Annotated in this window: 6 protein-coding genes and 1 pseudogene; 2 read left to right on the top strand and 5 right to left on the bottom strand. The window is 70.7% G+C overall.

Going from position 1 to position 12,966, the window contains the following annotated elements; translation table 11 throughout:
- Positions 1-16: 16 nt before the first annotated feature.
- The 3 genes from ABZS71_RS31470 to ABZS71_RS31460 form a co-directional block, all read right to left on the bottom strand.
- Positions 17-2,053, bottom strand: a complete 2,037-nt coding sequence (locus tag ABZS71_RS31470) for a glycosyltransferase family 2 protein (RefSeq protein ID WP_356215465.1) — start codon at positions 2,051-2,053, stop codon at positions 17-19.
- A 41-nt stretch (positions 2,054-2,094) separates the two neighbouring features.
- Positions 2,095-4,413, bottom strand: coding sequence for a CDP-glycerol glycerophosphotransferase family protein (locus ABZS71_RS31465; protein WP_356215463.1), 2,319 nt, complete (start codon positions 4,411-4,413; stop codon positions 2,095-2,097).
- A 207-nt stretch (positions 4,414-4,620) separates the two neighbouring features.
- On the bottom strand, positions 4,621-9,594 hold the full coding sequence (locus ABZS71_RS31460; RefSeq protein ID WP_356215461.1) for an NAD-glutamate dehydrogenase: 4,974 nt from the start codon (positions 9,592-9,594) through the stop codon (positions 4,621-4,623).
- Between the two features lie 476 nt (positions 9,595-10,070).
- Here ABZS71_RS31460 and ABZS71_RS31455 point away from each other — a divergent pair, with 476 nt between their 5' ends.
- Positions 10,071-10,637, top strand: a complete 567-nt coding sequence (locus ABZS71_RS31455; RefSeq protein WP_356215459.1) for a DJ-1/PfpI family protein — start codon at positions 10,071-10,073, stop codon at positions 10,635-10,637.
- A 190-nt stretch (positions 10,638-10,827) separates the two neighbouring features.
- Here the strand turns inward: ABZS71_RS31455 and ABZS71_RS31450 are convergent, their stop codons facing one another.
- Entirely contained in the window at positions 10,828-11,508 is a 681-nt protein-coding gene (locus tag ABZS71_RS31450; protein WP_356215457.1) for an HAD family hydrolase, read from the bottom strand.
- 20 nt (positions 11,509-11,528) lie between these two features.
- A complete protein-coding gene (locus ABZS71_RS31445) occupies positions 11,529-12,035 on the bottom strand; it encodes a hypothetical protein (protein WP_355848147.1) in 507 nt (168 codons plus the stop codon).
- Positions 12,036-12,515: 480 nt separating this feature from the next.
- On the opposite strand from ABZS71_RS31445, the pseudogene ABZS71_RS31440 reads away from it, so the two are divergent.
- Positions 12,516-12,966: pseudogene (locus tag ABZS71_RS31440) on the top strand (hypothetical protein); the annotation flags it as partial.

Below are 12,966 nucleotides of genomic sequence, written 5' to 3'. Positions count from 1 at the left end.
ACCCGCCGCTGATCGGTCACCCGCCGGCCCTGCCCCGGCCGCGCCGCAGACGCCGTCGTACGCCCATGACGACCTTGAGCGGAGCCACCTCCAGGCCGAGTGCCACGGCCGGGCCCCAGGCCAGCGGCTTGGCGTAGTACGGGCGGCCGAAGCGGAACCAGCGGGTCCCGGCCAGCTGACCGAAGTGAGGCACAAGCGCGGTGCGGCACGGCACGGCACCATCGCCTCCGGGGCCTTCCATGATCAGCGTCAGCGTCCAACGGCCCTCGCTCAGCCTTCTGACCGGAAGACGGGCGGTGAAGGCGTCGGAGTCGCCCGCCTCGTACCGCACCGGTACCTCACGCACCGCGCCCGCTCCGCTCTCGGCGCGCAGCCGCAGCCTCCCGCCGTCCCGCGCGGCCTCGCCGATCAGCCGTCCGCCCACGATCAGGGTGCTCTTTCTGACGGCGTGCCAGGCGGTCCGGGTCACCTGGCACGGGGCGTCGAGGGGGTGGGCGACCTGGCCGACGTCGAGCGAGAGGTTGCTGTACGGGGTGTAGTACGGCACCACCACCAGGGGCCCGGCCTGCCGCGTGGTGACACTGCGCCGCGTCGGATGGGTGGCCTCACCGTCCTCGCGGCTGTTGCCGAACCGCACGGTACGGCTGACGCCCTGAGTCCGGACGTCCAGGTGGATGTTCCACAGGCCGCGTTCCAGGGGAGCCCCGCCGTCGGCGGTGGCCGGGTCGATCTCGGCGGTGAAGCCCGACATCTCGTGGCGCCCCTCCCCGGGCAGCGGGTGAGCGGCGGGGCGCGGTGTGGTGGGCACGCGGACCTCTGGGCGGTCGGACTGGTACCGGCGCAGGACGATCTCGGTGCCCGGGTCGAGGGTGTCGACGTGCTCGATGTAGGCGTGGCCGGTCAGCCTTAGCACTCCGTCGTGCCATTGCGCCATATCGAGGTGGTGGTGGACCGGCAGCCGGTCGGTGATGTCGAAACACGCGTCGGGGACGTCGGCGGCATGGTCACGGAAGAACGGGTGGAGCCAGTAGACGCGCCCCTTGTCGACGCGATGGCCGCGCCGCGCGTCCCGCTTGGCGTTCCGCGCGACGGTCAGCACGTCCTCGAAGCGGTCGGCGCGCAGCAGGTGGATCAGGAGCCGGTCGGGCGCGTCGATCCGCTCGAAAATGGCGTCGGTCACCCAGGTCCGCGCCCAGTGCCGGAACTCGGGGAAGAAGCGCTCGCGCGCGTCCTGCTCGCTCTCGCGGGGCAGCAGCCCGCGCAGCGGACCGCACAGCTCCCACTCGACGTGGCGGCGCATGATCTGGTCCCGGCGCGGGCCCGGTTCGAGATAGCGGGCGACGGTCTCGAAGCACAGGCGGATGCCGTCCATACGGTGGATGAGATCGGAGGCGGTGAGGGTGAGGTTGCTGCGGTTCTCGCGGTAGCGGACGTAGTAGCAGTCGTAGTCGGCGACCACGGAGATACCGGAGGCGTTGAGGTAGGCGGCCGCGGTGAACGGCTTGTCCTCGCAGTTGCGGTACGGCGGAAAGCGCAGGTGCAGCCGTTCGATGAGGGAGCGCCGGAACAGCTTCCACGGCCCCAGGGTCAGATAGGCGTGGGAGGAGAAGATGTCGGTGCGGGGCTGGTCGTACTGGAAGACGGCCCTGGGTACGGCGCGTCCGCCCACGGAGGCGATCCTGCCGAGGACGATGTCGGTGCCGTTCTCGTCGGCCATGGCGACCATGCGGCGCAGCGCGTCCGGCCCCAGATAGTCGTCGGAGTCGAGGAAGAAGACGAAGTCGCCCCGCGCGTGGTCCAGACCGGTGTTGCGCGGGCCGCCCGCGCCGCCGGAGTTCTCCTGATGGATGACGTGGAGCGCGGGGCATCCGCGGGCGAGCCGCTCCAGCTCCTCACCGGTGCCGTCGGTCGAGCCGTCGTTCACCGCGATGATCTCTATCCGGTCCGGGCCCAGTGTCTGGTCCATCGCGGAGGTGACGGCTCGGGTCAGCTCCGGCATGGCGTTGTAGGCGGGAATGATGACACTGACGCGGAGAGAGGACACAGCGGGCATGGCGGGCTCCGGACTCCGGACTCGATGGCCGACGGACAGGATCAGTCGCGATCGGGGAAGGCGCGGTTGGGCTGCACGGTGTGCGGTGGCACGGCGCCGCCGCGCCCTGCGATCACCGCTCCGCTTCCGCCGACCTGCCGCGGCTGCGCCGTACGGCTCTCGGTCAGCGGCTGGGCCGCGGGCGGCAGCGGCTGCGCCGTGGCGTCATGGTCCAGCATGAGGGTCCGTACCACCCGCTCGGCCGCGTGGCCGTCGTCGAACCGGCAGAAGCGTTCCCGGAAAGCGGCGCGCAGCGCGGTCGCGTCCGCGTCGCACCAGCGGCCTTCGCGGAAGACGGCGGCCAGCTCCCGCTCGGTGCGGGCGACGGCCCCCGGAGTCTCACCGGGGCGCCCCGAGAGCAGGTCGAAGTACACGCCGCGGGTGGACCGGTAGATGTCCCAGTCGTCCGCGTAGATCACGATGGGGCGGTCCAGGATGGCGTAGTCGAACATCACCGAGGAGTAGTCGGTGATCAGCGCGTCGGCTGCCAGGCAGAGCTCCTCCACCGACGGGTGGCGCGACACGTCGATCGCCAGCCCCGCCTCGTGGAGCCGGGCCAGGTCGGCCTGCGGTCGGTACGAGTAGTGAGCCCGCACGAGGAGCGTCGTCTCCGGGCCCAGGGCGCGGCTCAGCCGTTCCAGATCCAGGCGGGGCGTGAAGCCCTTCTGATAGTCGCGGAGGGTGGGCGTGTAGAGGACGGTGGTGTGCCCTGCCGGGATCTCCAGCGCCGCGCGTATCTGCCGGATGTCCTCATCGGATGCCGAGAAGAACACGTCGTTGCGCGGATATCCGTATTCCAGCAGCTGATACGCGGCCGGGTAGACCCGCTCCCACACCTCGCTGGAGTGCTGGTTGGAGGAGAGGGCGAAGTCCCAGCGGTCGATGCGCCTGAGGAGATTGCCGAAGCTCATCCCCGCCGCCGCGGCGGGATAGCGCTGCTGGTCCAGCCCCATGCACTTGAGCGGCGTTCCGTGGAAGGTCTGCAGGTGCACCGTGCCGGGCCGCTTCACCACGTCATTGGGGAAGTTGACGTTGTTGATGAAGTACTTGGCGCGGGCCACGGTCCGGTAGAAGTCCCGCGTGCCCGTGACGACATGGTCGACGCCTTCCGGGAGCGACTCGATCTCCGACTTCTTCACCATCCACACCCCGTGGATGTGCGGCGCCAACTCCAGGGCCTTGTAGTAGATCGCCGCCGGATTGCACAGCACCCCGCGGCCCCAGTACGCGGAGTAGACAGCCAGGTTCGGGTCCACCGGCCGCCGCCGGTGAAGCCGGTACAGGTTCCGTTTGGCCCGTACGGCCAGGCGTGGCCGAACGATCCGCCTGAGCTTGCGCGCTCCGGCCGCCCCCCGCACGGACAGTTCGTGCTCCCGGTAACGGAGGAAGGAACCGCGTGCCAGTGCCGCGAAGCGCCACCGGCTTTCGACCGGCGGGGTGAATCCCTCCTGGACATGGGTGCGATACCACTCGGCGGCATGGCCGAAGAAGCGGGGCCGGTCCGCTGCCGCCACCCGGGAGGGGCGGTCCAGGCAGAACAGGAAATGAGAGACGGCCCGTTCGAAGAGCAAGGGGCGCAAGGGTTCGAGATGCGGCCTGCTGTCGAGGAAGTCGAAGAGGCGGGTGTATTGCTGGAAGATGGCGAAGTGCTTCTCGCCGGGACTTCCCGTACTGGCGCCGACGCGCCGCTGCCGGTACTCGAGGCCGACCAGATCCACGCAGGCTATTCGCCGCGCCGTCAGCATCGTCTTGTACGAGAGCAGGGCGTCCTCGTAGATCCCCGCACTGAACGAGAAGCCATGACGGGTGTAGAAGGCGCGGTGGTAGACGCGGTTGGACGACATCGCGAAGATCCGCAGGAATTCGGGGCGTTCCAGGATGGAGAAGACATCGGTACCCGCCGATGCCAGCAGACCTCCGAAGAGGCTGGGTTCCCTGCGCTCCGACCAGTAGGTGCGTACGTGGTTGAAGTACAGGATGTCCGGATCCTCGGTGAGGGCGAGCCGGTCGGCGAGCCCCTGGAGGGTGCCGGGCGCAAGGGTGTCGTCACCGTCCAGGAAGAGCACATAGTCACCGATGGCCCGGTCGACTCCGGCGTTACGGGCGTGACCAGGACCGGAGTTGACCTGCTGGTGCACCGGGACGACCCGGCTGTCACGCGCCGCGTGCGCGTCGATGATCGCGCCGCAGTGGTCCGGCGAGCAGTCGTCGACCGCGACCACCTCGACGTCACGGAACGACTGGGTCAACACGGAGTCCAGGCAGGCACTCAGATATCCCTGCACGCGGTAGGCGGCGACAACGATGCTGAATCGAGGCATGAACGCACCATATGCCCATATGCCCGAATTCTCCCCCGAGGGGGAGGGACAAGGGGCGGCGGAGCGCTCAGTTCCGCAGCCTGTGCGGGGGTGGTGCGGGGGCAGGGCACCACGGCCGTTCGGGTGACGCCCCCGCCACCCCGGCCGAACGCCGCGGGGGCGGTCCCCGGCCATCGGCCGTGAACCGCCCCGCGAGGTCGCCGCCCGTCAGCTGTGCGTGCGCAGCATCGTCCGCATCGTCCGCATCGCGACCGACAGATTGGCCAGGTCGAACGTCTCCGACGACTGGATCTCGTCCAGCGTCGTGCGCGCCCGCTGGAGGAGCGCGGCGTTCTTCTGCTCCCACGCCTTGAAGCGCTGCTCGGGCGTCGAGCCGCCGTTGCCCACCGACAGGACATCGGCGGTCAGGGCGGCGTGGGCCGCGTACAGGTCCTCGCGGATGGAGACGCGGGCCATGGACTGCCACCGGTCGGCGCGCGGCAGCTCGATGATCCGGTCCATCAGCTGGCTGATCCGCAGCCGGTCGGCCAGGTCGTAGTAGACCTCGGCGACCGCCAGCGGGTCCTTGCCGGTGCGGTCCGCGATGGCGACGATGTCCAGCGTCGGGAACGTCGAGGAGAAGCCCGCCACCGGCGTGGCCAGGTCCTCCGGGACTCCGGCGGCGGTCAGCTCGTCATGGATCCGCTGGTACCACTCGACGTCGGAGCCGCGCAGCAGTTTGGGCAGCTGGGCCCGGACCGCCGCGACCCGCTCGCTGAAGAAGTCGATGGTCTCGGCGAGCTCCAGCGGCTGCGGGCGGTTGTTGAGCAGCCAGCGGGTGCCGCGCTCGACGAGCCGCCGTGAGTGCAGCCGCATCCGGGTCTGGATGTCGGCCGCGACGACCGTGTCCAGCGCCTCGACCTCGTCCCAGATCTCGCCCAGCTCGAAGATCGCGCGGGCCGCCGTCTGGGCGCGTACGACCTCTTCGGTGGAGGCCCCGGTCTCCTCCCGCATGCGGTGCAGGAAGGTCGTACCGGCGGTGTTGACGGTGTCGTTGACCAGCACCGTGGTGATGATCTCGCGGCGCAGCGCATGGCCGTCGATGTGCTCGGGGAAGGTCTGGCGCAGCGCCTGCGGGAAGTACGCGTGCAGCAGCCGCTGCAGATACGGGTCGTCCGGGAGCCCGGTGCTGATCAGCTCCTCGGCCACCGTGATCTTCACGTAGGCGAGCAGGACGGCCAGTTCCGGCTGGGTCATACCGCGCCCGGCGGACAGCCGCTCACGGATCTGCCGGTCGGTGGGCAGGAACTCCAGCGCCCGGTCCAGGCGCCCCTCCCGCGTCAGGCGGCGCATCAGCCGCTGGTGGGCGTGGAGCAGGCTGGGGGCCTGGGCGGCGGAGTTGGCCAGGGCCACGTTCTGCGCGTAGTTGTTGCGCAGCACCAGCGCGCCGACCTCGTCGGTCATCTCGGCGAGCAGCTTGTTCCGCTGCTTGAGCGTGAGATCGCCCTCGGTGACCAGCGCGTTGAGCAGGATCTTGATGTTCACCTCGTGGTCGGAGGTGTCCACGCCGGCGCTGTTGTCGATCGCGTCGGTGTTGATCTTGCCGCCGTTGGTGGCGAACTCGATGCGGCCCAGCTGGGTCAGGCCCAGGTTGCCGCCCTCGCCGACGACCTTGACCCGCAGATCCTGGCCGTCCACCCGGATCGCGTCGTTGGCCTTGTCGCCGACGTCGGCGTTCGACTCGGTGGACGCCTTGACGTACGTACCGATGCCGCCGTTCCACAGCAGATCGACCGGCGCCTTGAGGATGGCCTTCATCAGATCGGCCGGGGTCATCTTGGCGACCCGGGTCTCGATGCCGAGGGCGGCCCGCACCTGCGGGGTGATCGGGATGGCCTTGGCCGTACGGGGGTGGATGCCACCGCCCGCCGAGATCAGCTCCGGGTTGTAGTCCGCCCAGGAGGAGCGCGGCAGCTCGAACAGCCGGCGGCGCTCGGCGTAGGAGGTGGCGGCGTCCGGGTTCGGGTCGATGAAGATATGGCGGTGGTCGAAGGCGGCGACCAGCCGGATGTGCTCGCTGAGCAGCATGCCGTTGCCGAAGACGTCGCCGGACATGTCGCCGACACCGACGACCGTGAAGTCCTCGGTCTGGGTGTCGTGGCCGAGCTCGCGGAAGTGCCGCTTGACCGACTCCCAGGCGCCGCGGGCGGTGATGCCCATGCCCTTGTGGTCGTAGCCGGCCGAGCCGCCGGAGGCGAAGGCGTCGCCGAGCCAGAAGCCGTACGCCTGGGCGACATCGTTGGCGATGTCCGAGAAGGTCGCGGTGCCCTTGTCGGCGGCGACGACGAGGTAGTTGTCGTCCCCGTCGTGGCGGACCACGTCCTTGGGGGGCTCGACCTGGCCGGCGACCATGTTGTCGGTGATGTCGAGGAGCCCGGAGATGAAGGTCTTGTAGCAGGCGATGCCCTCGGCCATCCAGGCGTCGCGGTCGACGGACGGATCCGGCAGCCGCTTGCCGACGAAGCCGCCCTTGGCGCCGACCGGCACGATGACCGTGTTCTTCACCATCTGGGCCTTGACCAGGCCCAGGATCTCGGTGCGGAAGTCCTCACGCCGGTCGGACCAGCGCAGGCCCCCGCGCGCGACCTTGCCGAACCGCAGATGGACGCCCTCGACGCGCGGCGAGTAGACCCAGATCTCATACGCCGGACGGGGCGCGGGCAGATCGGGGACGGCCTGCGGGTCCAGCTTGATCGACAGATAGTCGTGCGGCCGGCCGTCGCCGTTCTTCTGGAAGTGGTTGGTGCGCAGCGTCGCCTTGATGAGGGTGAGGAAGGAGCGCAGGATGCGGTCCTCGTCGAGCGAGGCCACCTGGTCCAGCGCCGCGTCCAGCTCCTCCATCAGGGCGTCGGTCAGCTCGGTGCCGGCCCGCTGCCGCTCGGGCGACATCCGCGCCTCGAACAGGGAGACCAGCAGCCGCGTGGTGTGGACATTGTTACGGAGGGTGTCCTCCATGTACGACTGGCTGAAGGTCGAACCGGCCTGCCGCAGATACTTCGCGTAGGCACGCAGCACCATCGCCTGCCGCCAGTCCAGGCCCGCGCCCAGCACCAGCTGGTTGAAGTTGTCGCTCTCGGCCTGGCCGGTCCACACCGCGGCGAACGCGTGCTGGAAGCGCTCGCGGGCGTCGTCGGCGAGGGTTTCGCCCTCGCGCAGGGGCAGGCGCAGCCCGAAGTCATAGATCCAGGCGGTGCTCCTGTCCGAGCAGCGCAGCTCGTACGGGCGCTCGTCGACCACCTCGACGCCGAGGGTGTTGAGCACCGGCAGCACGGCGGACAGCGAGACCTGGGCCCCGGCCCGGTAGATCTTGAAGCGGCGCTCGGCATGGGCCGCGCCGACCGGCTCGTAGAGGCTGAGCGCGAAGTCCTGCTCGCTCTCCTTCAGCCGCTCCAGATGCTGGAGGTCGGCGACGGCGCCGCGCGGCGAGTGGTCCGCCTTGTACCCCTCGGGGAAGGCGTGCTGATAGCGGCGGAGCAGCTCGGCGGCGCGCTCCTCGCCGACCTCGGAGACCAGCGCCTCGGCGAAGCCGTCGGCCCACGAGCGGGCGGCCTCGATCAGCCGGTTCTCAATGCGCTCGACATCGGCGTCGGTGAGGTCGGGCAGCTCGGTACCGGGCTGGACGCGGACCACGAAATGCAGCCGGGAGAGTACCGATTCGGTGTGCAGGGCGGTGAAGTCGACCGGCGGCCGGCCGCTCAGCTCCTCCAGCAGAATGTCCGTCAGCCGCAGCCGCACATCGGTGGTGAAGCGGTCGCGCGGGAGGTAGACCAGCGCGGAGTAGTAGCGCCCGTACTCGTCCTGGCGCAGGAACAGCCGCAGCCGGCGGCGCTCCTGGAGGTAGAGGACGCTGGTCACGATGGAGCGGAGCTGATCGACCGGGGTCTGGAACAGCTCGTCACGCGGATAGGTCTCCAGGATCTGCAGCAGATCCCGGCCGTCATGGCTGTTGGGCCCGAAGCCCGCGCCCGCGAGGACCTCCTCGACCTTGCGGCGGATGACCGGGACCCGGCGCACGGACTCGGTGTACGCGGCGGACGAGAACAGGCCCAGGAAGCGGCGCTCGCCGATCACATTGCCCTCGGCGTCGAACTTCTTCACGCCGATGTAGTCGAGGTACGACGGGCGGTGGACGGTGGCGCGGCTGTTGGCCTTGGTGAGGACCAGCAGCTTGCGCTCACGGGCCTTGGCGCGGGCATCGGCCGGAAGCCGGTTGAAGGACGGCGACACCGGGGCCGCGGGGCCCGCGTGGGCGCTCTCGCCGGTGGTGTCCTTGTGGTGCGGGTCGGAGCGGAGGATGCCCAGGCCCGTGCCGGGCACGGCGCTCAGCACATCCTCCTGGCCACCGGCCTCGGTGGGCGCCTGCGTCAGCTCGTACTCGCGGTAGCCGATGAAGGTGAAGTGGTCGTCCGCGAGCCAGCGCAGCAGCTCACGGGCCTCCTCGACCTCCTGCTCGCGCACCTCGGCGGCCTTGGGCTCCTCCGGCAGCGCCTCGGCGAGGCGCAGCGCGGACTCGCGCATCTTCTCCCAGTCCTCGACCGCCTCGCGGACGTCGGACAGGACACGCAGCAGATCGGCGGTGATCTGCTTCAGATCGCCGCGGTCGGTCTCGCGGTCGGTCTCGACATGGATCCAGGACTCGACGACGGCGTCGTGCGGAAGCTTCTGCCCCGGCTTGCGGTCCCAGGACTCGTCCAGCAGCTCGATCAGCTTGCCGGTGATGTCACGGCGGACGATCACCTGCGGGTGGATCACGACATGGATGCCGCGACCCTGGCGGGTGAGCTCATTGGTGACCGAGTCGACCAGGAAGGGCATGTCGTCGGTGACCACCTCGACGACGGAGTGGCTGCACGTCCAGCCGTGCTCCTCGACGGTCGGGGTGTGCACCCGTACGTTCGCCGTGCCCTGCGGCCGCACCTCGGCGAGCCGGTAGTGGGAGAGCGCCGCGCCGAAGACGTCGACCGGGTCGCGGTCGGCGAGATCCTCCGGGGGCGTGTGCAGGTAGTAGTGCTGGAGGTATGCGGTCAGGGTCTCCGGTCCTAGGCCCTGAACCGGTGTTTGCCCCCCGGCCGGGCTGTTCTCAGCGACCCGGGCGGCCCGTGCGAGCAGCTCGGCCTTGGCTTCGTCCAGCTTGGTCTGCATGTCCTCTGGCTCCTGTCGCGCGCCGTTGCGTGACATCGATGGCGGTGGCATGACGCCGCGACGCGGGAAATCCGGTCTCAGACGACGGTATGCCGGATCGGGGGATAGCCGGGGCGTACTCGGCCGTAAGTGACCAAGAACCCACACGGCCAGGGTCAGCGGCGGCTCGGGCCCGGTGGCTGAAACGCCCCGGGCGCGGAGCGAGGGCCTCATTGCCCTCCCGGACTATCGCGCTGATCACGCAGTAAGGCTATCGCTCCTCCCCAGGGGGGCGTCATGAGCCATCCGTGTACAAAACCAGGGGGGGAAGTTTGACGAAATGGACAGCAACGGGAGGGGCGCGCGGGCTCTGGCCGCACACTCGGGGCGCTCTTGCCGCGCTCCCGGCGCACCGGACCCGCCCTCTTGGCAAAGCGGCGGCGCCGATGCACCGTGATCTGGTCGGTGATACGCGTGGAAACGTGGAGGTGGGCGGCATGGCTGCGAAGATCCTGCTGGTGACCGGTGACGCGGCCGAGTCGCTGGAGGTGCTCTACCCCTACCAGCGGCTGCGCGAGGAGGGGTACGAGGTGCACATCGCGGCCCCGACCGTCAAGAAGCTGCGCTTCGTGGTCCATGACTTCGAGGACGGCTTCGACACGTACACCGAGAAGCCGGGCTACAGCTTCCCCGCCGATCTGGCCTTCTCCGAGGTCGATCCGGGCCGGTACGCCGCCCTGGTGATCCCGGGCGGGCGGGCCCCGGAGTATCTGCGCAACGATCCCGAGCTGCGCAAGATCTGCAAGGCGTTCTTCGACGCGGACAAGCCGGTGGCCCAGATCTGCCACGGCCCGATGCTGACGGCGGCCGTGGGCGTCCTGCGCGGACGGCGGGTCACCGCGTATCCGGCGCTGGAGCTGGATATGCAGGCGGCGGGGGCGGAGTACCAGGACGCGGAGGTCGTGGTGGACGGCACGCTGGTGTCGTCGCGGGCGTGGCCGGACCATCCGGCGTGGATGCGGGAGTTCCTGTCGGTGCTGCGGGCGAAGGCGCCGGTGATCTGAGCGCCCGCTGAGCCGTCAGCCGTCCACTCGGCCGTCCGCCGGCGCCTCAGCCGTCCACTCGGCCGCCGGCGCCTCAGCCGTCCACTCGGCCGCCGGCGCCTCAGCCGTCCGCTCGGCCGTCCACTCGGCCGTCCAGCGCCTCAGCCGTCCACTCGGCCGTCCGCCAGCGCCTCGGCCGTCCACTCGTGCCTCAGCCGTCCACTCGGCCGTCCGCCAGCGCCTCGGCCTCCCGGACGGCCTCCGCGAGGGTGTCCGCCACGGGCACCCCGGCCGCCAGCAGGCTGGCCCGGCTGTGCGAGCCGCCCGTGTAGAGCACCGCGCGGGCCCCCACATGCTCGGCCGCCACCGCGTCGTCCAGCGCATCCCCGATCACCACGATCCGGTGCGGCGGCACGCCCTCCAGCGCGGCGATATGGCGCACCATCTGCTCGGCCTTTCCCGTGTTGCTCTGGCCGATACGGCCATCCACCCGGATGAAGTGACTCTCGATGCCATGCGTACGGACCAGCGGTACCAGATACTCATGCGGCGCGAGGGAGCACAGTGACTGGGTGAGACCGGCCTCCTGCCACTCGGTGAGCAGCTGCCGGGCGCCGAGCGCCAGCCCGGCGCCCTCGGCCAGCGCCCAGTAGTGACGGTGGAACGCCTCGTCCATGACCTCCCACTCGTCGTCGGTGGGCAGCCGCCCCATCAACCGCTCGTAGAAGAGCGGCACCGGGACGCAGTAGAGATCGCGGTAGCGCTCCAGGGTGACGGGCGGCAGGCCGATCTCCGCGAACGAGGCGTTCGTCGCCGAGATCACGGCGTCGATGTCGTGAAAGAGGGTGCCGTTCCAGTCCCAGACGATGTGCGTCACGTGCTTCTTCCCCATCCCTCGACGGTACCCAGAGGTCACCCGATGAGGTGGGGAATTTCCTGCCGGTCGTACCAGAGCAGCTCATGGTCCTCGGCGCCGTCCACCGTGAACTGCGCGTCGTCGTCACCCAGATCCGCCGCCCCCAGCGCCTCGGCCGCCGCCGCGACGTCCCGCTCGGCGTCGCCGCCGTCCATATGCACGGCGGCGGCCTTCTCCAGCGGCACCGCCGCCGCGATCCGCACCTCCCCCAGCGCCGACTGGTCGAGCCCGCGGTCCGGATCGGCCACCGCCTGCCCGTCGGGCACATCCACCGCCACCACGACGCGCCGCCGGGGCGCCTGCCGGTCGACGGCGAGCGACCGCAGCGACGCCTGCGCGGCACGGCTCAGCGCGGCGTACTCCAGCTCCTCGATGTCATCGGACACGTACCACTCGCGGAGCGCGGGGGTGACGGCATAGGCGGTCAACGGCGCCGGTCCCAGCTCGCCCGCCTTGTACGCCTCGGCGAGAGCGGAGAGAGTCAAGGGGACGTAGACGCGCATGGCTGCCGCTTTCATGAGAGACCAATAGGCCACCAGCATACGTTTGCCCACCCCCTGCCCACCCCCTCCAGCGCCCTTCCCGTGGACGGGGCCGGTGGTCCCCCTTCGGAGTGCCCCGCGGCCGCCCCGCCCCGCCCACGCGGGGCGGGGCGGCCGGCCGGGCGGGCGGGCGGCGGGGAGACCACGGGGCGGCGCGTACCACGGATAGGTGAAGCCCGGCGGGGCCGCGGGCACGGGGCGACGGTCGTTGCGGAGGGCGGAAAGGGATCGGTAGAAGACTTCCGGACGCAAGCTACTGCCCGGTATTCGACCGGGCCACAGAGAGTGGGGGCGACGCGGATGGGTGAGGGGATCCGGCCGACGGACCGAGCCGGCGCGGCCGAGAGCGTACGGAGACGGAGCGGCGCGGCGGGGCGCAGCGGCCCGCCAGGACGGCGGGACCCCCGGCGCCCGGCCACCCCCGGCCCCACACCACGCCCGGTGCACACCACCGGCCCCGTACCGGGCGTCACCGACCCCGCAGCGCGCTCGGCGCGCGCCACCGGCCCTGTACCGGGCGCCGTACGCGCCACCAGACCGTTCGCCGTACCCACCACCGACCCGGCAGCACAGGCCGCGCCCGCCACCACCGACCCGGTACCGGGCGCCGTACCCACCGCTACCGGCCCCGCACCACGCGCCGTACCCACCGCCACCGGCCCGGCAGCACACGCCGTGCCCGCCACCACCGGCCCGGCTGCGCACGCCGTGCCCGCCACCACCGACCCCATGCCGCACCCCGCGCCCGTGACTCCGATACGCCGGCGGAGGGCTATGACACCCCGACCGCGGTCGCAGATCTGGTGGCGGCCGTCGCCGCCGTCGGGCTGCCCCGGGTGGTGGTCGCCGGTCACTCCTGGGGCGGCAATGTCTCCGTACGGCTGGCCGCCGA

Origin of the sequence: Streptomyces sp. NPDC005393 (assembly GCF_040606675.1) — a bacterium.
GTDB lineage: Bacteria > Actinomycetota > Actinomycetes > Streptomycetales > Streptomycetaceae > Streptomyces.
The sequence above is the reverse complement of the archived record's forward strand: the minus strand, read 5'-3'. Positions and strand labels throughout refer to the sequence as shown.

Excerpts from the sequence above, each read along its gene's own strand:
- ABZS71_RS31460 (WP_356215461.1), bottom strand. The coding sequence starts at position 9,594 with ATGCAGACCAAGCTGGACGAAGCCAAGGCCGAGCTGCTCGCACGGGCC.
- ABZS71_RS31465 (WP_356215463.1), bottom strand. The coding sequence starts at position 4,413 with ATGCCTCGATTCAGCATCGTTGTCGCCGCCTACCGCGTGCAGGGATAT.
- ABZS71_RS31470 (WP_356215465.1), bottom strand. The coding sequence starts at position 2,053 with ATGCCCGCTGTGTCCTCTCTCCGCGTCAGTGTCATCATTCCCGCCTAC.
- ABZS71_RS31450 (WP_356215457.1), bottom strand. The coding sequence starts at position 11,508 with ATGGGGAAGAAGCACGTGACGCACATCGTCTGGGACTGGAACGGCACC.
- ABZS71_RS31445 (WP_355848147.1), bottom strand. The coding sequence starts at position 12,035 with ATGCGCGTCTACGTCCCCTTGACTCTCTCCGCTCTCGCCGAGGCGTAC.
- ABZS71_RS31455 (WP_356215459.1), top strand. The coding sequence starts at position 10,071 with ATGGCTGCGAAGATCCTGCTGGTGACCGGTGACGCGGCCGAGTCGCTG.